Annotated in this window: 22 protein-coding genes; 3 read left to right on the top strand and 19 right to left on the bottom strand. The window is 64.7% G+C overall.

The window, feature by feature from the left end:
* Window positions 1-95: 95 nt before the first annotated feature.
* Window positions 96-1016 carry a DMT family transporter gene (locus N687_RS0112990; protein ID WP_156040146.1) on the bottom strand — a complete coding sequence of 307 codons (921 nt, stop codon included), beginning with the start codon at window positions 1014-1016 and terminating at the stop codon, window positions 96-98.
* Window positions 1017-1128: 112 nt separating this feature from the next.
* Here N687_RS0112990 and N687_RS25160 point away from each other — a divergent pair, with 112 nt between their 5' ends.
* Window positions 1129-1263, top strand: a complete 135-nt coding sequence (locus N687_RS25160) for a hypothetical protein (protein ID WP_269320497.1) — start codon at window positions 1129-1131, stop codon at window positions 1261-1263.
* Window positions 1264-1371: 108 nt separating this feature from the next.
* Here the strand turns inward: N687_RS25160 and N687_RS0112980 are convergent, their stop codons facing one another.
* The 3 genes from N687_RS0112980 to glpX form a co-directional block, all read right to left on the bottom strand.
* The gene (locus N687_RS0112980) at window positions 1372-2598 is read right to left on the bottom strand and encodes a radical SAM protein (RefSeq protein WP_051663604.1); all 1227 of its coding nucleotides are present in this window, start codon (window positions 2596-2598) and stop codon (window positions 1372-1374) included.
* 56 nt (window positions 2599-2654) lie between these two features.
* Window positions 2655-3908, bottom strand: coding sequence for a transcription termination factor Rho (gene rho, locus N687_RS0112975; protein ID WP_029422253.1), 1254 nt, complete (start codon window positions 3906-3908; stop codon window positions 2655-2657).
* 157 nt (window positions 3909-4065) lie between these two features.
* Window positions 4066-5043 carry a class II fructose-bisphosphatase gene (gene glpX / locus N687_RS0112970; RefSeq protein WP_029422252.1) on the bottom strand — a complete coding sequence of 326 codons (978 nt, stop codon included), beginning with the start codon at window positions 5041-5043 and terminating at the stop codon, window positions 4066-4068.
* Window positions 5044-5228: 185 nt separating this feature from the next.
* Here glpX and N687_RS0112965 point away from each other — a divergent pair, with 185 nt between their 5' ends.
* Window positions 5229-6395 carry an aminotransferase A gene (locus N687_RS0112965; protein WP_029422251.1) on the top strand — a complete coding sequence of 389 codons (1167 nt, stop codon included), beginning with the start codon at window positions 5229-5231 and terminating at the stop codon, window positions 6393-6395.
* Window positions 6396-6500: 105 nt separating this feature from the next.
* On the opposite strand, the gene N687_RS0112960 is transcribed toward N687_RS0112965, so the two are convergent.
* The 15 genes from N687_RS0112960 to N687_RS24460 all read right to left on the bottom strand — a co-directional run bounded on the left by N687_RS0112960 (window position 6501) and on the right by N687_RS24460 (window position 22515).
* Entirely contained in the window at window positions 6501-7655 is a 1155-nt protein-coding gene (locus N687_RS0112960; protein WP_029422250.1) for an N-acetyldiaminopimelate deacetylase, read from the bottom strand.
* Complete coding sequence (gene dapD, locus N687_RS0112955) at window positions 7652-8353, bottom strand: 2,3,4,5-tetrahydropyridine-2,6-dicarboxylate N-acetyltransferase (protein ID WP_029422249.1); 702 nt, start codon at window positions 8351-8353, stop codon at window positions 7652-7654. Before dapD ends, N687_RS0112960 begins: the two co-directional genes overlap by 4 nt.
* A 191-nt stretch (window positions 8354-8544) precedes the next feature.
* Window positions 8545-9192, bottom strand: a complete 648-nt coding sequence (gene fsa, locus N687_RS0112950; protein ID WP_029422248.1) for a fructose-6-phosphate aldolase — start codon at window positions 9190-9192, stop codon at window positions 8545-8547.
* 168 nt (window positions 9193-9360) lie between these two features.
* Window positions 9361-10185 carry a 3-keto-5-aminohexanoate cleavage protein gene (locus N687_RS0112945; protein WP_029422247.1) on the bottom strand — a complete coding sequence of 275 codons (825 nt, stop codon included), beginning with the start codon at window positions 10183-10185 and terminating at the stop codon, window positions 9361-9363.
* The gene (locus N687_RS0112940; RefSeq protein WP_081841374.1) at window positions 10173-10631 is read right to left on the bottom strand and encodes a hotdog domain-containing protein; all 459 of its coding nucleotides are present in this window, start codon (window positions 10629-10631) and stop codon (window positions 10173-10175) included. The genes N687_RS0112945 and N687_RS0112940 overlap by 13 nt, the downstream gene beginning before the upstream one ends.
* A gap of 14 nt (window positions 10632-10645) precedes the next feature.
* On the bottom strand, window positions 10646-11005 hold the full coding sequence (locus N687_RS0112935; protein WP_029422245.1) for a response regulator: 360 nt from the start codon (window positions 11003-11005) through the stop codon (window positions 10646-10648).
* Between the two features lie 136 nt (window positions 11006-11141).
* The gene (locus tag N687_RS0112930; protein ID WP_029422244.1) at window positions 11142-12743 is read right to left on the bottom strand and encodes a CTP synthase; all 1602 of its coding nucleotides are present in this window, start codon (window positions 12741-12743) and stop codon (window positions 11142-11144) included.
* 95 nt (window positions 12744-12838) lie between these two features.
* A complete protein-coding gene (rpoE, locus tag N687_RS0112925) occupies window positions 12839-13393 on the bottom strand; it encodes a DNA-directed RNA polymerase subunit delta (RefSeq protein WP_029422243.1) in 555 nt (184 codons plus the stop codon).
* Window positions 13394-13534: 141 nt separating this feature from the next.
* Window positions 13535-14482: a methylmalonyl Co-A mutase-associated GTPase MeaB gene (gene meaB / locus N687_RS0112920; protein WP_029422242.1), complete on the bottom strand. Its 948-nt coding sequence runs from the start codon at window positions 14480-14482 to the stop codon at window positions 13535-13537.
* Between the two features lie 71 nt (window positions 14483-14553).
* Window positions 14554-15702, bottom strand: coding sequence for an acyl-CoA dehydrogenase (locus N687_RS0112915; protein WP_029422241.1), 1149 nt, complete (start codon window positions 15700-15702; stop codon window positions 14554-14556).
* Window positions 15703-15717: 15 nt separating this feature from the next.
* Window positions 15718-16860, bottom strand: a complete 1143-nt coding sequence (locus N687_RS0112910) for an acyl-CoA dehydrogenase (protein WP_029422240.1) — start codon at window positions 16858-16860, stop codon at window positions 15718-15720.
* Window positions 16861-16947: 87 nt separating this feature from the next.
* Window positions 16948-17799 (bottom strand): 3-hydroxybutyryl-CoA dehydrogenase, encoded by an 852-nt coding sequence (locus N687_RS0112905; RefSeq protein WP_029422239.1) that lies wholly within the window; start codon window positions 17797-17799, stop codon window positions 16948-16950.
* A 66-nt stretch (window positions 17800-17865) separates the two neighbouring features.
* Complete coding sequence (locus tag N687_RS0112900) at window positions 17866-19047, bottom strand: acetyl-CoA C-acetyltransferase (protein ID WP_029422238.1); 1182 nt, start codon at window positions 19045-19047, stop codon at window positions 17866-17868.
* Window positions 19048-19127: 80 nt separating this feature from the next.
* On the bottom strand, window positions 19128-21116 hold the full coding sequence (locus tag N687_RS0112895; protein WP_231493473.1) for a (Fe-S)-binding protein: 1989 nt from the start codon (window positions 21114-21116) through the stop codon (window positions 19128-19130).
* A gap of 208 nt (window positions 21117-21324) precedes the next feature.
* Window positions 21325-22515 carry a M48 family metallopeptidase gene (locus tag N687_RS24460; protein ID WP_029422236.1) on the bottom strand — a complete coding sequence of 397 codons (1191 nt, stop codon included), beginning with the start codon at window positions 22513-22515 and terminating at the stop codon, window positions 21325-21327.
* 204 nt (window positions 22516-22719) lie between these two features.
* Between N687_RS24460 and N687_RS0112885 the strand changes: the two genes are divergently transcribed.
* Window positions 22720-23886, top strand: coding sequence for a radical SAM protein (locus tag N687_RS0112885; protein ID WP_051663223.1), 1167 nt, complete (start codon window positions 22720-22722; stop codon window positions 23884-23886).
* Window positions 23887-23973 lie beyond the last annotated feature (87 nt).

Here is a 23973-nt window from a genome sequence, read left to right as displayed (position 1 = left end):
TGCAATTCGATGCACCCTGCTTCGACACTGTCGTCCAGTATATCATAAATCGCCCCGCGTGTCATACCGGACAGGCGATCTACCACAAACCGGATCTACAGGGTGCCCGGGCTCCATCCCTGTGTCCGCGGCCGGCGCGGCACCGACCGCCGGTTGACCAGCCAGATGCCGGCGATGATCAGCACCAACCCGATCAGCAAGGACTTGTTGAAGGGTTCATGCAGGAACACCACGCCGCAGGCCACCGCGATGAGCGGCACCAGGAACGTGATCGCCACCACGCGGCTCGCCTCCCCCGATTGCACGAGCCGGAACCAGACGATCCACGACAGGGCGACGCCGAACACGGCGCCGTACAGCAGCCCGAACCCATACGCGGGTGTCCAGTGGATGTCCGCCCAACGCTCCGTGCACAGCCCAAGTCCGGTCAACACCGCACCCCCGAGGGTGAACTGGATGGCGACCAGCCACAACAGGTCCGCCTTTCCCTGGATGCGCTTCAGGTACACCGTGCCCACCGCCCACTCGGCGGCCGTGATGAGCGCGATGGCGATCCCGGTGAATGACGCACCCGCCCGCAGGTTCCCTGCGCTGGCGGCGGCGACGCCGACAAATCCGAGCAACAGCCCGGCAATCTTCGCCGCCGAAATCTGTTCGCGCAGCCACAGCCACGCGAGGAGGCCTACCAAGACGGGCTCCAAATACACCAGGACGGAGAACAAACCTTCCGGCAAAAAGGTCAATCCGACCGTCTGCAGGCCGAAGAACAGGATCACGTTGAACACGCAGGAGATCAGGTACATCCGCCAGCACGCCCGCCACCGGATCTCGCGCCAGCGCGGTAACATCACCATCACCAGTCCAATCCCGCCGAGCAGGGTGCGCATCCCCGCGAACAACAGGGGCGGCGTGTCGTTCAGCGCCAATTTGTACACCGGCCAGGTGGTCCCCCAGACCAAGACGAGGAAGGCGATCAGGGCCACCGATCGAGGCGGCGGTGTACGCATCCCACCCATCGCCTCCTTCGCAAACCAATATTTATTCTTGCTAGAAATTATTGCCTCATGCGACGGCCGGACCTAGAATGACATTGTAATCCAATTCCACCGTCCATGGGGAGGGGTTCATGTGAAAAAGATCCTGTCCACCGTCGTCGCCCTCGTCACCCTGCTGCTGGGCAGCCAAGCGGCCTTCGCCGATACCGCCCCGCAGTACGTGGAGTGGCCCGACTGGCTGTCCATTCAGGCGCCTGCGGACATCTGACGGGCAAGGAGCCAAGGGAGCCGGACCGCCCGGCGAGGGCGATCGGGCCTAGATCCCGGGTGCGCTGAAGACGAAAGGCCGGGCGCGGCCGGCGGCCTGTGGCCGCGGTCACGCCCGGCGCCGCCATTCCGGCGGAGGCACGTGCGAGAACGACCCGATCTCAATCCCCGGGACCTCGGCGCGGAAGATATCCATCACCGCGCGCATCCCGTACAGTTCCCCCCGTTGGGGCGGGATCTGGCTGAGATAGTACTCGGGATCGATGTTCAGGTTCCGCATCTGCACCAGATGGACCCCCGTCCGGCGCAGGAACGCCACCATCGCCTCAATCTCCTCTTCCCGGTCGGTCACCCCCGGGAATACGAGATAATTGATGGAAGTGTATACCCCGTGGTCGGCCGCGTACCGCAGGGTGGCGGCCACGTCCTCCAGGGTATAGCCGCGCGGCCGGTAGTAGGCGTTGTAATGGTCGTCGATGGCGCTGATGATGCTCACGCGCATCAGGTCCAGGCCGACGTCGACCACCGCCTGCAACGGCTTGGTCAACCCGCCGTTGGTGTTGATGTTGATGTACCCGTCCTGCGTCTGGGCGCGCACCGCCCGGATGGCGCGAACCATGTCCATCCAGCGCGTCGCAGGCTCCCCTTCGCAGCCCTGGCCGAAACTGACAATGCCGTGCGGATTGCTGCGGATATGCGTCATCATGACGTCCACGAGCTCGTCCACGCTCGGCCGGAAATCGAGCCGCACCTGTGGCGACGGAAACGGCGCGTCTTCCGGCTGTTCCGAGATGCAGCCGACGCACCCGGCGTTGCAGGCCGACGAGACCGGCAGCGCTGCTTCCTGGCGGCCGAGAAACGTGTTCTTCGCCGTCATGCAGCCGTAACTCAACGCACAATGGGACAAGTGTTCAAACAGACGGTTGTCCGGATGCCGACGAAGCATTTCCCGGACCGCCCGTTCCACGTCCTCCTCCGGCACCGCGGCCGGGTTCCACATCGAGGGATCGTCGGTGGCGTCCGCCGCGACGTAAAACCGGCCGTCGTACCATCCCACAGCCGTGTATCCGAACAACGGCAGCGGCTCGGCGCCCTTCCGCTTGACGTAGCCGGGGAGCAACAGGCGCGTGAAGCCCTGGGGCAACAGCGCGCCGACCGCGTACGCGTCCGCGCCCAGGTGGACCATCTCGCCCGAGCCGGGATCCAGTCCGATGGCTCGCGTCCCCGGCAGCCAGACCAGGCTTGCCCCTTCCGGCAGCGGGATCCACTCCTCCGGGGGCACCTCAGTCAGGTACGATCCGGTTCTGCCCACCGGCTGCAGACGATGGTGATTCATGACCTGTCCCTGGTGATCGGCGAAGACCAAGAGAGGTTGAATGTCGGTGTTCAAACTTACGCCTTCTTCTCCTTGTGCAGCTCCAGGCTGTCGAGGAACTCCTGGTTGGTCTTGTAGTGCTTGAACTTGCGGATGAAAAGCTCCGTGAAATCGGGATTGTCCCCCATCGACTTGCGGATGGCCCACACCTTCTCCAACGTCTCGCGCGGGAGCAGCAACTCCTCGCGGCGGGTGCCGGAGCGGCGGATATCGAGGGCGGGAAACACTCGCTTTTCCGCAAGCCGCCGGTCCAGATGCAATTCCAGGTTGCCCGTGCCTTTAAACTCTTCGTAAATCACGTCGTCCATGCGCGATCCGGTGTCAATCAGGGCCGTCGCCAGGATGGTGAGGCTCCCGCCCTCTTCCACCTTGCGCGCCGCCCCGAAGAAGCGCTTGGGCCGGTGGAAGGCCGCGGGATCGATCCCGCCGGACAACGTCCGCCCGCTCGGCGGCACGACCAGGTTGTAAGCGCGGGCCAGGCGCGTGATGCTGTCAAGCAGGATCACGACGTCGCGCTTGTGTTCGACCAAGCGCAGGGCGCGCTCCAACACCAGCTCCGCCACCTTGATGTGATTGTCCGGCACCTCGTCGAAGGTGGAGGCGATGACCTCGCCCCGGACGGATCGCTGCATATCCGTGACTTCCTCCGGGCGTTCGTCGATCAACAGCACCATCAGCGTGGTTTCCGGATAATTGGTGGCGATGCTGTGGGCGATCTCCTTTAACAATACGGTCTTCCCGGCCTTCGGCGGGGCCACAATCAGGCCGCGCTGCCCGAACCCGATGGGTGCGAACAGGTCAATCAGGCGGGTTGCGATTTTGTCCGGAGTCGTCTCAAGAACGACGTGCTGTTGAGGAAACAAGGGAGTGAGTGCTGGGAAATGCAGGCGTTCTGCGGCTTCTTCGGGGCTGACTCCGTTGACGGCTTCTACGTGGAGCAGTCCGAAGTAGCGTTCGTTTTCTTTTGGCGGCCTGACCTTGCCGGAGACCAGGTCACCGGTTCGAAGGTCAAATCTTCGTATCTGGGAGGCCGCCACGTAGATATCCTCGGCGCTCGGCAGGTATCCCACCGGTCTTAAGAATCCGTATCCGTCGGGCATGATTTCGAGAACGCCTTCTGCAAACATGAGTCCGTCGCGCTCAGCCTGCGCCTTGAGTATTGCGAAAATCAACTCGCGCTTTTTCATATTCCCGTAGGACGGGATCTGGAACTCACGGGCATACTTATACAACTCCGTGAGTTTCTTCGACTCCAATTCACGGATGTCCAATAGGCGTCCCCCACATTCTTCTTTCCCCGCTTTGCGGGCGCTCGGCCCGGAAACCGTCTGCATTATAACATGTTTACCCGCTGGATCCTATCCTATGCTGGGTCTGGCGGTTCTTTCATAGAGGATGGTGTGTGGCATTTACCGCTGGCCCGTGTCGTCAGGACACGGGCACCATGTCGAGAAGGGGCTTGCGGGCGAGGTCGTGTACCGCTTCGATGAAGCGGACCGTCCCGGTCTTGGCGCGCATCACGATGGAGTGCGTCTTCGCCCTGGACTTGCCGATGAAGCGGACGCCGCGCAGCAGCTCCCCGTCCGTGACACCGGTGGCGGCGAAGATGGCGTCGTCCCCTTTGACCAGATCGTCCATCATCAGCACCTTGCGAACGTCCTCAATCCCCATCGCCCGGCAGCGTTCCAGCTGCGCCTCGTTCTCGGGCATCAGGCGGCCCTGCAGCTCGCCGCCCAGGCACTTGAGCGCCGCCGCCGCGAGGACGCCTTCCGGTGCGCCGCCCTGGCCGAACAGGATGTCCACGCCCGTCTCGTCGAAGGCCGTGTTGAGCGCCGCCGCCACGTCGCCGTCGGAGATCAGCTTGATGCGAGCTCCGGCCGCACGCACCTGTTCGATGATGTGCTGATGCCGCGGCCGATCGAGGATCACGGCGACCACGTCGGAAATGTCTTTGTCGGTGGCCTCCGCCACTGCGCGCAGGTTCTCCTCGATGGACGCATCCAGATGCACCCGGCCCTTGGCCTTCGGCCCCACGGCGATCTTATCCATGTACATATCCGGGGCGTGTAACAGCGATCCCTTCGGCGCCACAGCGACCACGGCCATCGCGTTCCACAGCCCTTTGGCGAGGATGTTTGTGCCCTCCAGCGGATCGACCGCCACGTCCACCGCCGGCGGCGCCCCGGTGCCGAGCCGCTCCCCGATGAACAGCATCGGCGACTCGTCCATCTCGCCCTCGCCGATGACCACGGTCCCGTCCATCTGCACCGTGTCGAACATCGCCCGCATCGCGGAGGTGGCCGCCTCATCCGCCTCGTTCTTCTTGCCCCGCCCCATCCAGCGGGCGCAGCTGAGGGCCGCCATTTCCGTCACGCGGACGATCTCCAGTGCCAATTCGCGATCCAAACCCATCCCCACCCTGCATTCATCTTTGCCTTTTCAGTATAGCACGATGCGAGGAATGGGCCATACGAATTGACGGGTGATCCTGTCTTCCATTTTTATATATCCTATGCGCAACGTCATGGAAGGTGCCGCCCTCCGGTATAATGGACTGGAACACCTCTCCGGAAAGCAGGCGAAAGTAGAGCATGGAACACCTGTTGAACCCACGCGTGAAGAACATCCAAATCTCCGGCATCCGCCGGTTCTACAATCTGGTGAGCCAATACCCAGGCGCCATCTCGCTGACCATCGGACAGCCGGACTTTCCCACGCCGGAACATATCAAAGAGGCCGCCATCTCGGCCATCCAGGCTAACCACACCAGCTACACGCCGAACCCGGGCATCCCGGCCCTGCGCCAGGCCGCGGCCCGCTTCATGGCCGACCGGTACGATCTGCACTACAACCCGGACGACGAAGTGCTGGTCACCGTCGGGGCCAGCCACGCCATCGACATCGCGCTGCGCACGCTCCTGACGGAAGGCGCCGAGGTGGTCCTGCCCGGCCCGGTCTATCCTGGGTACGATCCGGTCGCGCGCATCTGCGGCGGAAAAGTCCTGTTCGCGGACACCACGCGCAATGGTTTCAAGCTGACGGCGCGCCTGCTCGAACCGTATCTCACCCCGCGCACGCGCTGCGTGATCCTGCCCTATCCGTCCAACCCGACCGGTTGCGTCCTGACGCGCGACGAGCTGGGCGAGCTCGCCGAGCTCCTGCGCCCGCGGGACCTGGTCGTGCTCTCGGACGAGATCTACAGCGAGCTGCTGTTCGACGGGCAGCACGTCTCTATCGCCCAGTTCCCGGGGATGCGGGAGAAGACCATCGTCGTGAACGGCCTCTCCAAGTCCCACTCGATGACCGGTTGGCGCATCGGGCTGTTGTTCGCCCCGGCCAATATCACGCGCCACATGGTCAAGGTCCTGCAGTACAGCGCCATGTGCGCCACCTCCATCAGCCAATACGCCGCCGTCGAGGCCCTGACGCAAGGGGCCGACGACGCCCGCCCGATGCGCGAAGAGTACCGCTGGCGGCGCGACTACGTGTACGACCGCCTCGTCGCCATGGGACTGGAGGTGACGCGGCCCCAGGGAGCCTTCTACATCTTCCCGTCGATCCGCCGGTTTGGGCTGACCTCCCTGGAATTCGCGACACGGCTGTTGGAGGAGCAGCGGGTCGCGGTCGTCCCGGGGGACGCCTTCTCCCGCTTTGGCGAAGGGTATGTGCGCATCTCGTATGCGTGCAGCCGGGAGGACCTGAAGGAAGGCATGGACCGAATGGAGCGGTTCGTGCACGCACTGGAAGGGCGTGGGTGAACGAGGGGCAGCACAAACGCCTCAACCAAACCGTCCACGGGGGCCGTGTCTCGGCCCCCTGACTTGTCTCGAGGCGATCGCGACGGAGGCCCTAACCAGGCCCTCCTATCGCTCCGCCTTCCACGTGATGTATTCCGTGACCACGCGCACGGCGACGCCGATGGCGTCTTCGTTCGGCTCGAGCTTGGCGTGGTGCAGCCCGTAGGGCGTGTCGACACCGAGCCAAAACATGAAGCCGGGGATCTCGGCGAGGAAATAGCCGAAGTCCTCGCCCGTCATCGCCTCGCGGCACTCCACCAGCTCGGCCGCCTGCCGTTCGCGTACGAAGGCCATGAACTCCCGCGTCAAATCCTCGTGATTGTACACCTGCATGTAGTTGGCCCCGTAGTCGATCTCCGCACGGCACCCGAAACCTTCCTCAATCCCGCGCACCAACGCCTCGATGCGCGCCTTCACGCGCTGCATCGAGGCGCGCGACAGGGTGCGAATGGTCCCCTCCAGGCGCGCCCGCTCGGCGATGATGTTCTGCTTCGTGCCGCCCGTCAGCTTGCCGATGGTGATCACCGCGCTGTCGAGCGGATCGACATTGCGGGCGACGATGCTCTGCAGCTGCGTCACCAGATGCGCGCCAGCCACCACCATGTCGTTGGCCCGGTGCGGGTAGGCGGCGTGGCCCCCTTGGCCGATGAGATCGATGAAGAGTTCGGACGTATTCGCGAAGAGGATGCCTGGCTTGGTGGCGATGGTGCCGACCGGGTACTCGGGCGCGATGTGCAGGGCCAGCATCAGGTCAGGCCGCCAGCGGCGAAACGCCTCGCTCTCCAACATCGGCAGTGCGCCGCCAGGGCCTTCCTCCGCCGGTTGGAAGACGACCAGGACGTCGTCCGCGACCGGGTGACGGGCGAAATGATCGAGCACCGCCAAGGCGATGGTCATGTGCAGGTCGTGACCGCAGGCGTGCATGTAGCCCGGGTGGCGGGATCGGAACGGATACGACGTCTCCTCTTCAATCGGCAGCCCGTCCATGTCGGCCCGGTAGCCGATGACGCGCGGCCTCCCGACTGTCGATCCCGTCGACCGACCCGTCCCCCGCACCCGCACGAGGATCCCGGTACGCCACGTGGCGACCTCCAGCCGGTCCTGCGGCATCCGGGCGATCTGGTCGAGCAGGAACCGCTGCGTCTCAACCTCCTCGAAGCCCGGTTCCGGGATCTGGTGCAGAGCACGCCGGATGGCCACCCACCTCGGGTCCGTCGTCACAGCTGGCGCAGCTCCTGCTTGATCTCGACCTTGGCCTGCGTCTTCTCGTCGATCTGCTTGATCACGCGCGCCGGCACGCCCGCCACGACGACATTCTCAGGCACATCCTCGATGACCACCGCGCCCGCCGCGACGACCGAGCCGCGTCCGACCCGCACGCCCTCCAGGATGACCGCGTTCGCGCCGACCAGTACGTCATCCTCGATGACGACCGGCTTGGCCGATGGCGGTTCGACCACCCCTGCGATCACGGCGCCCGCCCCGATGTGGCAATTCTTCCCGATGGTCCCGCGCCCGCCGACGACGGCGTTCATATCAATCATCGTCCCCTCGCCGATCACGGCGCCGATGTTAATCACGGCGCCCATCATGATCACCGCGTTGTCGCCGATGGTCACCCGGTCTCGGATGATGGCCCCGGGTTCGATGCGGGCGCGGAGGTTCTTCGTGTCGAGCAGCGGGATCGCCGAGTTGCGCCGGTCGCTCTCGACGACAAAGTCCTGGATTTTGTCCTTGTGCTGCTCCAACACCGGCTGGATGTCCTTCCACTCGCCGAACACGACCCCCACGCCGCCCGTGGCGAACACCTTTGCCCCGGGGCCGAAGTCGATGCCGTCGAGATCGCCTTTCAAGTACACCTTGACCGGGGTCCTCTTCTCGCTCGTTCGGATAAACTCGATGATCTCGTGCGCGTCCATCTCTTTCACCTGACTCATGTGATATTGTGTGGGCGTGTCGCTCGTTGGGTGCGGTGCGCTACGCTTCTTGCGCTAACGCGAGACGCTTCGCGCAACGCACCCAACCTCTATGACGTCTACTCAATGGTGTGGACGCGTCGCGGAACGGCTCGCTTCAGCGCAAGAAGTGGAGCGACGCGTCCACACATCACTTACTTCTTCGCCACCGTACTCCAATCCGCCAAAAACCGTTCGATCCCCTGGTCGGTCAGGGGATGTTTGATCATCCGGTCGATCACGGCGTACGGACAGGTGGCGATGTGCGCCCCCGCCTTGGCCGCCTCCGTCACGTGGATGGGATGCCGGATGCTCGCGGCGATGATCTCCGTCTCGATGGCATGGATGTCAAAGATCTCCGCGATGTCGCGGATCAGCGTCAGCCCGTCAAAGCTGATGTCGTCCAGCCGTCCGATGAAGGGGCTGACGAACGACGCTCCTGCGCGCGCCGCCAACAGGGCCTGGTTGGCGCTGAACACCAGGGTCACGTTGGTGCGGACCCCTTTTTTCGCGAACCGGTGGACGGCCTTCAACCCTTCGGCCGTCATCGGCACCTTGATGACGATGTTCGGGTGGATCTCCGCCAACCGCAGCCCTTCGTCGACCATCCCGTCGGCGTCGAGGCTGACCACCTCGGCGCTGATGGGCCCGTCGACGATGGTGGTGATCTCCTTCAACACCTCGATGAAATCGCGGCCTTCCTTGGCCACGAGAGACGGGTTGGTGGTCACTCCGCTGAGGATCCCCATCTCGGCCGCGTTCCGGATCTCCGCCACGTTCGCCGTGTCGATGAATATCTTCAAGGCGCCATGCCTCCCTCCAGATTCCTCATGGTCATCATACCATTCTCGCCGGCCGCAGGCGGCCACCCGCCGCACGCGCGCTGCACGCCCGCCGGACGCCATCCGGCGCGTCCTGCCCTGCCTGGGCCGGACGGCGGTCCTTCCGCATCCGCCCGGCGCCGTCCGCTGTCAGCCGGCCTGGCGCGGGATGCCGAGGATGCGGCGGGCCTCGTCCGGTGTGGCCAGGGGCCGGTCCAGCTCCCTGGCGATCCGCGCCACCCGGGCGACCAGCTGGGCGTTGCTCTCCGCCAGCTCCCCTTTGCGATAGAAGATATTATCCTCAAATCCGACGCGCGCATGTCCGCCGAGGACCACGGCCAGCGCGGCCATCGGCAGCTGGTGTCGCCCGATGCCCGCCACCGACCAGGTGGCGCCTTCCGGCAACAGCTCGGTCAAGAAAAGCAGGTGTTTCGGCGTCGCCGGCATCGCCCCCGGGACGCCGAGGACGAAGTCGAAGTGAAAAGGTGGCTCCACCAAGCCCTTGCGCCACAGGGAGAGGGCGTTTTCGATCATGCCCGCCTCGAAGATCTCAAACTCCGGCCGCACCCCGTACGCTTTGAGTTCACGGGCGAATCGCTCGAGGTCATCGGGCGCGTTGAGAAACACCGCGTCCCCGAAATTGACGGTGCCGCAGGTCAGGGTCGCCATCTCCGGACGCAACGACACGGGCTGCAGCCGCTCGTCCGCCGTCATGCCGACCGCACCGCCCGTCGACACCTGGATGATGATGTCACAGCGGCGCCGGATGGCGGCGATGGTCTCCTGGAACCGCTCCCGGTCCTGCGTCGGCATACCGTCGTCCGTGCGCACGTGCAGGTGGCACACGCTTGCCCCCGCCTCCCGGCAGGCGTGCGCCGCCTCCGCGATCTCCTCCGGCGTCACGGGCAGATTCGGCTGCTGAGCGCGCGTGGTCTCCGCCCCCACCAGGGCCGCGGTGATGATCAACTTCTCCATTCGCCACCCCTCCCGCGCTGGCGCTCCTTCGGCACCACGCAGGTCCCCTCCGCTTCGCACACCAGGAGCGGGGGATCGAGGACCTGAGCCCTCGAGGGTGCAGCCGGATCCCGGCTCGCCGCAATCACTTTGTACGCTGCAAACACCATCCGGCGCGACGTGTTGCCGATCTTCGTGATGCGGCCGCGCGCCTCAATGTAATCGCCGGCGTACACCGGGGCCCGGAAGGCGACGTGATCGTACCCGGCGAACAAGCCCTCGTCGCCGTCGCACCGAATCAACAGTTCAGTCGCCACGTCGCCGAACAACGCCAGCATCCGCGCCCCATCCACCAGGTCGCCGCCGTAGTGGGCGTCGTGCTGGCTCATCCGCACGCGGATCATCGCTTCCCCTGCGTATGTATCCGTTCCATCCGTGCCATCGCTTCGTACCCCGTCCTCCGCCATCCTCATCCCTCCGGTCACATCAGATGAGCGTTGACTGCCTGGCGAAGCTCGTCGATGTCGAATGGCTTCGTGAAATGCGCCAAGGCGCCCATCTCCATCGCCTCCTGAATGAGGTCCAGCTCGCCGTAGGCGGTCATCATGATGACCTTGGTCTCAGCGCCCATCTTGCGCAGGTTGCGCAAGATCTCTAATCCGTCCATACCGGGGATCTTCATGTCGAGCAAGATGAGGTCAGGTGATTCCTGTTTCACGATCTCTAAGGCGGCGGGGCCGTTGGCCGCTTGGAACACCTGGTAGCCTTCTTGGAGAAGCACTTCTTGGAGCAGTACGCGAATGCCGAATTGGTCGTCGACGATGAGGACTTTCTTTGCCAACCTGGTCCCCCCTCCCGCCGGCCGCCCGGGCAACAGATGCCAGGGCGGCGGCGACCCGCTGTCCGATCATGCCTGGTGCCAGGCAAGGAATTCGCCGCAGGAGAGGGAAAATCCTGCTTGTGACTCGGCAATGGCATCAGCCGCGTTTGTGTTTCAATGTCGCGCGGACGAACTCGCGGAACAAGGGCTGTGCCCGATTGGGCCGGGAGGTGAACTCGGGATGGAACTGCACCCCCACGAACCACGGGTGGTCCGGGATCTCCACAATCTCCACCAGGACGCCGTCCGGCGAGGTGCCCGCGATGCGCAGGCCCGCCTCTTCCAAGCGTGCTCTGTAGTCGTTGTTGAACTCGTACCGGTGCCGATGACGCTCGCGCACCTCGGTCCGGTCGTACGCCCGGGCGGAGATGCTATCCGGTTTCAGCACGCACGGATACGAGCCCAGGCGCATCGTGCCGCCCTTTTGCTCAATCCCCTGCTGGTCCGGCATCAGGTCGATGACCGGGTGGGGCGTCTGCGGATCGATCTCGCTGCTGTGCGCCCCCGCCAGCCCGGCCACGTGGCGTGCGAACTCCACCACCGCCACCTGCATGCCGAGGCAGATGCCGAAATACGGGATGCCCCGCTCGCGGGCGTATTTGGCAGCGATGATCTTGCCCTCAATCCCCCGGTCCCCGAATCCGCCCGGGACCAAGATGCCGTCGACGTTCGCCAACAACTCCGCGACGTTTTCCTCCGTGACGTCCTCCGACAGCACCCAGCGCACGTCCACCTGTGTGCCAGACTCATAGCCGCCGTGCTGGAGGGCCGCGGTGACGCTCGCGTACGCGTCGGGCAACGACACGTACTTTCCGACGATGGCGATGGTCACCGATTCCCGGAGCCCCTTGATGCGCTCGACCATGTCCATCCACTCCGTCAGGTCGGGTGCCGGCGCCTCTACGCCCAGGTGACGCAGCACGGTGTCGTCGAACCCCTCTTGATGCAGCAAGAGCGGTACCTCGTACAGCACGTCCGCATCTCGCGCCTCAATCACGGAATCTACGTCCGTGTCGCAGAACAGCGCGATCTTCTTCTTGACCTCCATCGTCAACGGTACCTCGGTGCGGCAGACGATGATGTGCGGACTGATGCCGATGCTGCGCAGCTCGGCGACGCTGTGCTGCGTCGGTTTGGTCTTGACCTCTCCGCTCGCCCGCAGGTACGGGATGAGTGTGACGTGAATGTACAGGACGTTTTCCCGCCCGACGTCGCTCTTCAGCTCGCGGATGGCCTCGAGGAACGGCAGGCTCTCGATGTCGCCGACGGTGCCGCCGATCTCCGTGATCACCACGTCCGTTTCCGGCGTTGCCGCCTGGAGGATACGGTCTTTGATCTCGTTGGTGATATGCGGGATCACCTGCACCGTACCGCCGAGGTAGTCACCGCGCCGCTCCTTGGAGATCACCGACCAGTAGATCTTGCCGCTGGTGACATTGTTGGCGGCCGTCAGGTTATTATCGATAAAACGCTCATAATGGCCGAGGTCGAGGTCGGTCTCGGCGCCGTCCTCTGTCACGAAGACCTCACCGTGCTGATACGGGCTCATCGTACCCGGATCCACGTTGATGTACGGATCGAATTTTTGAATGGTCACGCGCAGGCCACGGTCTTTCAACAGGCGTCCCAGGGACGCCGCGGTGATGCCCTTGCCCAGGCCGGACACCACGCCCCCGGTGACAAAGATGAATTTCGTCATCGCCGTCCCCCCTAAAGCCAAGCATGGCACACAAAAACAGCGTTCCGGTGGGTGCACCAGAACGCGAAAATGCGCGACCGGCGTTCGGCCGGACCTCAATACTCGTCTTCTTCGTCCGTGTCCTCCGCCTCTTCTTCCGCCAGTTCGTCGCCGAGAAGGTCCTCCTCCGGTTCCTCCTCGTCCACGAACGGGAGTTCCTCCTCTTCCTCGCTGATATCGCCGTCGAACTCTTCGTCGGGTTTGGTCTCTTCGTCGAGGTCCTCCTCGACGATGTCATCGAGTTCCGCCTCGTCGACATCCTCCTCGTATTCGTCGAGGTCGTCGTCGTCGGAGAAGGCGTCGCCGCTGGCGCGGACGAACCGCTTGCTGGTCTGGCCCCGCTCATCGGTCTTTTCCGTGCTGTACCACCGCTTGAGTCCCCAGACATTGCGGCCGATGCAGACGAACCGCCCGTCGATGTTGATCTCGGTGTACAGCCGGGCGATGACGTCCATGACCTCGTCGTCCGACATGCCCCGCAGTTCCTGGATCTCCTTCATGAGATCGCGAAAATAGTACGGTTCCCGGGTGGTGCGCAGGATCTCCCACGCCAACTCTACCAACGGGAGCTCGCGGATCTCCTCCGGCGTCTTCGCAATGGTGACCGCCATCTGGCGATATTCCCCCTTCGACCGGCACGGTGCCACTTCTCAGACCGCCCGCTCAGCGGCCGGAACCTGACCAAGCGATGTGGCTTACATCATTGCCGTCCGTTACAAATACGAGGATTATATCACAACCTGCGGGCCGAGTCACATGTCAAGGCGAGGCAATCGAGCCAAGAGGCGGTCCGCCGCCTGATACGGATCGAACCCCCGGTGGTCAGCGAGCACGGCCCTCCACTCCGGATCCTGTCGGGCGCGCCTCAGGAGCTGCTCCCTCACGGCAGCTTCCACCAACCGCAGGGTCTCCCGCTCATGCCGGCGGCGCCGGCGTGTCTCCCAGTGCCCGTGCGCCTGAATGTGCGCTCGGTGGGCGGTGACCGCTTCCCACACCTCGGCGAGCCCCTCGCCCCGCGCAGCGCTCGCCTTGACCACCGGCGGGCGCCAGTCTTCTCGAAACGCTCGCTTGTCGTGCAGCATCATCCAGATCTCCCGGACCACCAACTCGGCACCCGGCAGATCGCTCTTGTTGACGACGAACACGTCGGCGATCTCCATGATGCCCGCCTTGGCGGTCTGCACCTGGTCCCCTGCACCCGGTGTCAGGACCAGCACCACCGTGTCCGCCACGGACATCACGTCGAGTTCCGCCTGCCCCACGCCAACAGTCTCTAATAATACCACATCACAGCCGTACGCCTCCAGAGCGTACATCATCTCTCCGGTCGACTTCGCCAGTCCGCCGAGGCTCCCACGGCTGCCCATACTTCGGATGTACACGCCCGGGTCCCCGCTGTGCCGCAGCATGCGCACGCGATCCCCGAGCAGCGCCCCGCCGCTGAAGGGGCTCGACGGGTCCACCGCCAACACGCCGACCCGCAGGCCCAAACCGCGCACATGGGCGATCACGCTGTCCACCAACGTGCTCTTACCGGCTCCCGGCGATCCGGTGAACCCGACCACGTGCGCCCGCCCCGCGTACGGGTACAGGCTCTGCAACAACTCCCGCTTGTCCTCGGCGTCGTTCTCCAGCACGGTCAAGGCGCGCGCCAAGGCCCGGACGTCGCCGCGGACCAGCCGTTCCGCCAACGGATGCACACGCTTCCCCCTCTGCCCCAACGGCCGGACACCTGTACGCACCCCGCCGGCCGCGGCGGTCCCGCATGCCGTCACTGCTGCGCCTGCAGGATGCCGCGGGCGATCACGAGCCGTTGGATCTCGTTGGTCCCCTCGTAGATCTGCGTGATCTTCGCGTCACGCATGTACCGCTCGACCGGATACTCGCGGATGTAGCCGTAGCCGCCGAAGATCTGCACCGCCTCCGTCGTCACCCGCATGGCGGTGTCGGACGCGAACACCTTGCTCATCGCCGACGCCTGGCCGTAGGGCAGTCCCTGAGACTCCAGCCAGGCAGCCTTGTACGTCAACAGCCGCGCCGCCTCTATCTGCGTGGCCATGTCCGCCAGCTTAAACTGGATGGCCTGCAGGTCGGCGATGGGCTTGCCGAACTGGCGGCGGGAGAGGGCGTAGTCGCGAGCGTGATCGAACGCCCCCTGCGCGATGCCCACCGCCTGCGCGGCGATGCCGTTGCGTCCGCCGTCGAGGGTCATCATGGCAATTTTAAACCCGAATCCCTCGTCGCCCAAGCGGTTTTCCACCGGGACGCGGCAGTTGTCGAACACCAACTCCACCGTCGTCGACGCGCGGATGCCCATCTTCTTCTCCTTCTTGCCGATGGAAAACCCGGGCATCCCCTTCTCCACGATGAAGGCGGTGACGCCGCGCGCCCGTTTCTCAGGGTCCGTCAGAGCGAACACCACGTACACCTCGGCGGGGCCGCCGTTGGTGATGAACACCTTGCTCCCGTTGAGGACGTAGTGGTCGCCCTCGCGGCGGGCCGTTGTGCGCATCCCGGCCGCGTCCGACCCAGAACCGGGCTCGGTCAGGCCGTAGGCGCCGAGCCAGCGACCCTCGGCCATCGGGCGCAGGTACTTCTGTTTCTGTTCCTCGGTGCCAAACTTGTAGATGGGCCAGCCGGCCAGGCTGGTGTGCGCGGACAAGCACACCCCCATGGACGCGTCCACCCGGGAGAGCTCCTCCACGGCGATCACGTAGGCCAGATAGTCCATCCCCGCGCCGCCGTATTCTTCCGGCCAGGGGATGCCCGTCAGGCCGAGTTCGGCCATCTTGTCGAACAGCGCGCGATCGAACCGCTCCTCCTCGTCCCGCTCCGCGGCCCCCGGCGCCAGCTCCCGCTCCGCGAACTCGCGCACCAGGGCGCGCAGCTGTTCGTGCTCCTTGTCCAACACAAAGTCCATGGATGTCCCCCCTCGTTATCCACGCGGCAGATGACGCGCGATGACCACCCGCTGAATCTGGTTCGTCCCCTCGTAGATCTGGGTGACCTTGGCGTCCCGCATGTAGCGCTCGACCGGATACTCCTTGACATAGCCGTAGCCGCCGAACAGCTGCACCGCGTCGGTGGTCACCTGCATGGCGGTGTCGGTGGCGAACAGCTTCGCCATCGACGCCTCGCGCGTGCACGGTTGCCCGTCCTGGCGCATCTGCGCCGCGTGGTAGACCAGCCAGCGGGCCGCCTCAATCTTCGTCGCCATGTCGGCGAGCATGAACTGCACACCCTGAAATTGGAAGACCTCCTGGCCGAACTGCCGGCGCCGCCGCACATAGGCGTGCGCCGCGTCGAACGCGGCCCGGGCGATGCCGAGCCCCTGGGCGGCGATGCCGATGCGCCCGCCGTCGAGCAGGCGCATGGCGATGGAGAACCCTTCGCCCTCCTGACCCAGCCGGTTCTCCGCGGGGACGCGCATGTCCTCGAACACCAGCTCGCAGGTGCCCGACCCGTTGAGCCCCATCTTCTCCAACTTCCGCCCGATGACGAGCCCCGGCGTCCCGCGCTCCACAAGAAAAGCGGTCAGCCCCCGGCTGCCCCGGCGCGTGTCGGTGACGGCGAACACGCAGAACAGGTCGGCATCGCTCGCGTTGGTGATGAACACCTTGTTGCCATTGATGACGTAGTCGTCCCCGTCCCGCACGGCGCGCGTCCGGATGGCCGCCGCGTCCGATCCGGCGTCCGGCTCCGTCAGCGCAAAAGCCGCCACCCATTCTCCGCTCGCCAGTTTCGGCAGATAGCGTTGGCGCTGCGCTTCTGTCCCGAAATACAGGATGGGGAACGTCCCGACGGACGTGTGCACCGCCAGGATGACCCCGACGGAAGCGGAGACGTACGAGATCTCCTCGATGGCGAGGATGTACGACAGGTAATCGGCTCCCACCCCGCCGTACACCTCCGGGATGGGCAGGCCCATCAGGCCGAGTTCCCCCATTTGCCGAATGAGATCGCGCGGGAACTGGTCGGTCCGGTCGATCTCCGATGCCCTCGGGGCGATGACGTCGCGCGCAAATGAACGCACCAGCTGCCGCATCTGCGACTGCTCGGCGGTGAGCGTGAAATCCACGAATTCGCCCCCTTTCTTCGATGTCTGCTTCGCTCCGGATGAATCCCAGAAGGGAGGGTGTCCGGGATGGACGCCCCGCCGGTGTACTCACGTGTATTGGTAGAATCCGCGCCCGGTCTTTTTGCCGAGCCAGCCTGCCTGAACGTATTGGCGCAAGAGCGGGCAAGGCCGGTACTTCGGATCGCCGAAGCCCTCATAGAGGACCTCGAGGATGGCCAGACAGGTGTCGAGCCCGATGAAATCGGCCAGGGTCAGCGGCCCCATCGGGTGATTCATGCCCAGTTTCATCACCTGGTCGACGTCTTCAACGGACGCCACTCCTTCGTACACGCAGTAGATGGCCTCGTTGATCATCGGCATCAGGACGCGGTTGGACACAAAGCCCGGGAAATCCCGCACCTCGACCGTCGTCTTGCCCATCCGCTCCGCCAGCGCCTTGACCGTCTCGTACACGGGGTCCGCCGTGGCGAGACCGCGGATGACTTCGACCAGCTTCATCACCGGAACCGGGTTCATGAAGTGCATGCCGATGACCTGCTCCGGCCGCCCCGTCACGGCCGCAAGCTGCGTGATGGGCAGCGATGAGGTGTTGCTCGCGAGGATGGCGTGAGCCGGCAGGATCTCGTCCAACCGGCGGAACAGTTCCAGTTTGACCTGCAGGTTTTCGGTGACCGCCTCAATCGCCATGTCGCACTCGGCGGCCTGGGCCAAGTCTGTGGACGTCCGGATCCGCTCCAGCGCCTCGTCCATCTCCGCTTGTGTCAGCCGGCCCTTCTCCACGCTGCGGGCCAGGTTCTTCCGGATGCCCGAGAGACCCCGTTCGGTGAAGGTCTCCGCGATGTCATACAAGAGGACCTCCAGGCCCGCCTGCGCCGCCACCTGGGCGATCCCGCTGCCCATCTGGCCAGCGCCCGCCACGAGCACCTTGCGAATGTCCATGCCAGCCGTCTCCTCCTCTTGCGCATGTCCTGCCGACCACGGCGCGGGCCGCACAGACTGAATCGATCAGCCCGGCACCTCCACCAACACGGCGTCCCCCTGGGCCGCGCCGCTGCAGATGGCCGCGATGCCGAGGCCGCCGCCCCGGCGGCGCAGCTCGTAAATCAGCGTGGTGAGAATTCTCGCCCCACTCGCCCCGATGGGGTGCCCCAGGGCGATGGCTCCACCATTGACGTTCACCTTGCTCTCGTCCCAACCGACCATCTGCCCCGAGGTCAGGACGACCGCCGCGAAGGCCTCGTTCACTTCGAACAGATCGATGTCCTTCAGACGATAGCCGGTTTTGTGCAAAAGTTTTTGAATCGCGAGTCCGGGGGTGGTCGCGATGTACGCCGCCTCGGCCGCCACCTCCGCATAGCCGAGGAGGTACGCCAGGGGCCTCCGGCCCGTCTCCCGGGCGTAGTCTTCCGACATCAACACCAGCGCCGCGGCCCCGTCGTTGACGCCCGGGGCGTTGCCGGCTGTGATGGTGCCGTCGGGATCGAACACGGGCGGCAGCGCCGCCAGCTTCTCGAGCGAGGTGTCGGGCCGGGGCGCCTCATCGTCGCGCACCACGTACGTTCCCTTGCGATCCTCGACGGTCACCGGGACGATCTCCTCCGCCAGCCGCCCGGCCTGGATGGCCGCCACCGCTCGCTGGTGGCTGCGCAACGCCCACGCATCCTGCGCCTCGCGGGAGATGCCGTACTCCTTCGCCACCCGGCTGCCGAGGGCCGCCATATGCACCTGGTGGAACGCGCAGGTCAACCCGTCGTGCGTCATCAGATCGACGACCACACCGTCCCCCATCCGCAATCCCTTGCGCGCGCCCGGGAGCGCGTAGGGTGCGTTCGACATACTCTCCATGCCGCCTGCGACGGCAGCACGGATATCCCCGGCCCGGATCAGTGCGTCAGCCAGGGTGACCGCGCGAAGGCCCGAGGCGCACACCTTGTTCACCGTGATCGACGGCGTCTCCCAGGGCAGCCCGGCCAAGCGGGCCGCCTGCCGCGACGGGATCTGGCCCGCGCCGCCCTGCAGGACCATGCCCATCAGGACGTGGTCGATCTCGCCGGGGTCCACCTGTGCACGCTCCATCGCCGCCCGGATGGCGATGCCGCCCAGCTCCACGGCCCGCTTGGGTGCCAGGACGCCCTGAAACCGTCCAAACGGGGTTCGGATAGCGCTTACAATGGCCGACCTTGCCATCGTCCATTCCTCCTCCCCGAGGGGGATGGGCGGCGGCCGAAAAGCCCCGCCCCTGGATCTTGTGCGGCCGCTTGCGCGACTCACACGGCCAATGATTCTGCCAACAGCTCCAGTACGTCGAACGTCTGCATTCGGTCCTCGGCCCCGTTGGCCTTGGTGCCGTCGATCAACATGGTCATGCAGTACGGACAAGCGGTGCCGACGATGTCCGCCCCGGTGTCGAGGGCCTGCTTCGCGCGCATGACGTTGATGCGCGTTCCGGTCTCCTCCTTGAACATCCCGCCACCGCCTGCCCCGCAGCACATCGCCTTGTTGCGATTGCGTTCCATCTCCACGAGTTTCACGCCGGGGATGGATTGGAGGATGTACCGCGGCGCGTCGTAGATGCCGTTGTAGCGGCCGAGGTAGCACGAGTCGTGGTAGGTGATGGTCTTGTCGATCCGCTTGACCGGCTTGATCCGCCCTTCCTCCAACAGCTTGGCGGCGAATTCGGTGGCGTGGTACACCTCCGCCTCGAATCCGAAGTCGGGATACTCGTTCTTGAACGTGTTGTACGCGTGCGGATCGGTGGTGATGATCTTCTTGACGCCGTACGTCTTGAAGATCTCGATGTTGCGCTGGACGAACTCCTGATACAGAAACTCGTTGCCCAGGCGGCGGGCGGAGTCGCCGTCGCTCTCCTCCTCTTGGCCGAGGATGGCGAAGTCGACACCGGCGGCCAGCAGAATCTTCGCGAAGGCCTGAGCGATCTTCTGGTTGCGCTGATCGAAGGAAGCTGCGGTGCCGACGAAGTACAGGTACTCGGCTTGACCGTCCACCTCCGCCATCGTCTTGACCGGCAGGTCCTTCGCCCACGCTGCGCGCTCGCGCCGGTTGATGCCCCACTCGTTGGACTGGCGCTCCAGGTTGGCAAAGACCTTGTTGACTTCAGGCGATGCCTTGCCTTCCGTCAGCACGAGATAGCGCCGCATGTCGACGATGGCCTGCACGTGCTCGTTGGCCACCGGGCACGCTTCTTCGCAGGCGCGGCAGGTGGTGCAAGCCCAGATCTCCTCTTCGCTGAAGGTGTTCACGAACAGCGACTCGGACTGCACGTTCTCTGCGCCCGCGGCCATCTGCGCCAACATACCGGGACCCTGGGCGACCAGGGACTCCTTCATCTTGATGATCAGGTACTTCGGCGACAGCGGCTTCCCGGACAGGGTGGCCGGGCAGGAGACGTGGCAGCGGCCGCACTCGGTGCAGGCGTACCCGTCGAGCAGCTGCTTCCAGGTGAACTGCTCGATGCGGCCCACGCCGAACTCCTCGACGCTCTCGTCCTCCAGGTCGAGTTTGCGGAGTTTGCCCGGGGGATCGAGCTTGCGGAAGTACCAGTTGAACATGGCGCCGATCATGTGCAGGTGCTTCGACCGCGGGATGAAGTACAGGAACGTCGAGATGCACAGGATGTGGATCCAGAAGCACACCTCGGCGATGGCGATCAGGGCGCCCTGGGACAGCCCGGTCAGGCCGCCGGCGATGGCGTTGACGACGGGCGACCACCAGCCAGGCGAGACGCCGTCCAGGACGAGGTCCGCGGCCGTCGCCACGTAGTACGTGATGACGATGGTGCCGATGAGGCTCAGGATGAGCCCCGCCTCGAAAGAGGCCTCGACGCGCATCGGGCGCATGGCGTAGCGGCGGATGAGGCCGAGCACGACGGCGACGAGCACGAAGGCGGAGAACATCTCCTGGATGAACAGGTACACGGGCGATGTGGCCCAAGGCAGATGCCAACGGGTCAGGTGAAAGACGATGAAATCGAGATCGCCGAAGACGAGGACGAGAAAGCCCCAGAAGATGAAGAAGTGCGCAATGCCCGACGGTTCGGCCAACACCTTTCGCTGGGCGAGCACGAATTCGAGAAACCCGGCGAACCGCCGCCCCGGATCATTGGTGCGGGATTCATCCTTTGCGCCCAACCGCAAAAACCGGTAGCGATCCCAGATGGCCTTGCCGAACAAGTAGAGCGCGGTGCCGAATACCAGGATGAACACCACACCCTGCACGATATACCCAGTGGTCGACACTGTGCGTCTCCCCTCCCAAATCCACCGACCCGCGGAAATCCCGCCACACGAAAGCCGGTGACACGACAGTCTCTACCGACCGGTCGGTACGATGAACTTCACAAAGAACCAGTGCGAGAGACTCCGGCATCCCGTGATGCATTCATTCTACCATGTGGGCCTCCCGGTCAACCATATCTGGTTTTTCCTGATCTTCCGTACCGCCGCTTCAGTGCAAAATCGTCGCCCTCATGTCGTCCACCATCTGGCTTGGCAGCTGCGCCCGCTGCGCGATCCACTCGATGCGGCGCGCAAACGAAGGATGCGTCTGCAGCCGCTCGTCCCAGCGGTGCAGGCGTACAGTCGCCTGGTTGAGCCGGGCGAGCTTGAGCAGCGCGGAGATGAACACAGGCGCAGGAATGCCCAACTGCAGCACGTACGCGTCCGCCTGCCGCTCCTGAACCCGGCTGACGTAGCGGACGGTGAACCCGAAGTAGGCGAAAAACAAGAGCAAGAGGACCCCCACCGCAGCCCAGTCGGGTGCGTCCGGCGCGTAGGTGTCCCCAAGCCATCCGATTGCTTCCACCAGCGGCACCCAGCCCACCACGAGCAACAGGCGAATCCACAGGTGATGACGCTTCACGTGCCCAATTTCGTGGGCGATGACGGCCTCCACCTCCTCCTGGGTCAGGTGATCCAGCAGGTAGTCGGCCAGGTAGATGTGCTTGTGAAGGTAACCCGACACCAGGGCGTTGGCCTGGCGTCCCCTGCGGGAGGACCAGACATACAGTCCGACCTTGCCCAGGCCCGCCCGGAGGGCGAATGCCTCCAGCGCGTCGCGCAGCGCCGAGGCAGGCATCGGGCGGGCACGCAGCGTCCACCTGAGGAACAACGGAAGCAACAGGTTCAGCACCGTCACGAACACCAACGGCAGCAACAGGCTCATCAGGCGATTGTTGTCGAGCGCGTTCTGAATGGAATCGGGAATCCACACCACGGCCAGGTTCCACAACACCACCGGCACCAGGATCAGCGCCAGCCAGCGCAGCGCCTGCCCCGCCTGCTCTCTGCGCGTCTCGGCTGTCTGCCGGATCTCGCGCAGCACCGGGTGTTGGATGGCCTGGTGCGCCAGCGTCAATCCAACCACAACGAGGGCCGGCAACACCACCGCGATGGCGCCGCCCGCATGGCCAAGCGGCCGCAGATAGCGAACCATCGACAGCGGCGCGGCGATGCACGTCGCCAGCATGACGACGCCGAACACGTACTGCGACAGCAGCCGGTGCCGGTACAACGCCTGCTCGGCAGACCCCAGACGCCGGAACAAACGCCGCGTGTGCCGGGCAATCCACACGGACAACCCGAGATTCAGCGCCACCAGTCCGATCCCGCCCACGACCGTCATCCATCCCGTCCACATACGCGCCCATCGCTCCGTTCCGTGTGATCGATCCGGCTCTCCGCCCGCTCCCAGCCCAAACGCCCGGCGCGGTGCTCCCAGCCCAATCCCGATCCGGCCGGGAGCGAAGCACCTGCTCCTAACGATAGAAGGCTTGTGCCGTTCCATCAAGCCCCATTTCAAGCTGTGGTATTCTGGAAGTGAAGACGGGAAGGGGTGCGTACCATGCCCGAATTGGCAAGACCAAGAGCCCAAGAATCCCGGCATGGCCTGCGTGTGACGGCGGGATCGAGCGTCACGGTGTTCGATCGGACGGGGCGCTTCCTGTGGTTGTCGGACGGCAAAACCGTGATTCGGCGTGGTCTGGACCATCGGTTCGTGCGGGTGGATGCGCACCCATCCGCGCATCCGGTGGACCGCCAGTACCGGAGGCTCACTGAGACGGAAGCGCAGTCCACGGTGGAGGCCGCGTACGAAAACGCCCGAAGGGCGCTGGCGAACGAGTTGGAGCCGACGCGATCGCGTTGGCAAGAGAGGCTGGCCTCGTGGACATGGGATCGGCTGGCGGAGGACGGGCCGCGCTTTCGGGCGGTGTACCGGCCAGTCAGCATCCTGCCACCGGACGCGTATCGGACCGTCGTGGTGCAGATCGCGGAGGGATGTTCTTACAACCGGTGCTTGTTCTGCGACTTCTACCGGGATCGACCGTTTCATATCAAAAACCAGGAGGAGTTGGACCTGCATCTACGCGGGATCCGCGCGTTCTTCGGCGAACGCCTGATCGACCGCACGGGGGTTTTCTTGGGCGACGGAAACGCGCTGGTGATCCCCACGCGGAGAATTCTGTCGGGGATAGAGCAGATTCGGGCACATCTGGACGACTTCGTCGGAGAGGCCGGGGAATGGTCGACGTTCATGGACACCTTTCATTCGGACACCAAGGACGTCGAAGAACTGGCCGTGGTGCGCCGGGCAGGGCTGTCGACGGTGTACATCGGGCTGGAATCCGGGGACGACGAGCTGCGGGCCTTCTTGGATAAGCCGGGCAAGGCGGCGGAGGCGATCCGCGTGATCGAGCGGTGCAAAGAGGCCGGCATGCGCGTGGGAGTGATTCTGTTGGTGGGCGCCGGCGGCCGCCGGTTTGCAGAGCAGCATCTGGAGCACACCGCCGAGACACTGGCGGCCCTGCCGCTCACGGAGGGCGACGTGGTGTACCTGTCTCCCTTCGTCGATCCGCCGCATCCGGCCTACCGGGAACGCCTGCTGGCGGCGGGCTCTGCGTCGATGACCCGAGACGAGCTGAAAGCGGAGTTAAATCGGTGGATGCGGACGCTGTCCTTCGTGAAACCGGCGAAGGTGACGTTTTACAACATCCAGGAACACCTGTACTGATGCACGCTTCAATGGGGCCGCAGGCCAAGGCTGCGGATCACGGTGGGCGAACGACCTCCTCATGGACCCTTTATTCGCAATGGGCTG

It is taken from the genome of Alicyclobacillus macrosporangiidus CPP55, assembly GCF_000702485.1.
Taxonomy (GTDB): domain Bacteria; phylum Bacillota; class Bacilli; order Alicyclobacillales; family Alicyclobacillaceae; genus Alicyclobacillus_H; species Alicyclobacillus_H macrosporangiidus_B.
Note: the sequence above shows the minus strand (reverse complement) of the source record. Positions and strands in the feature narration are given on the sequence as shown.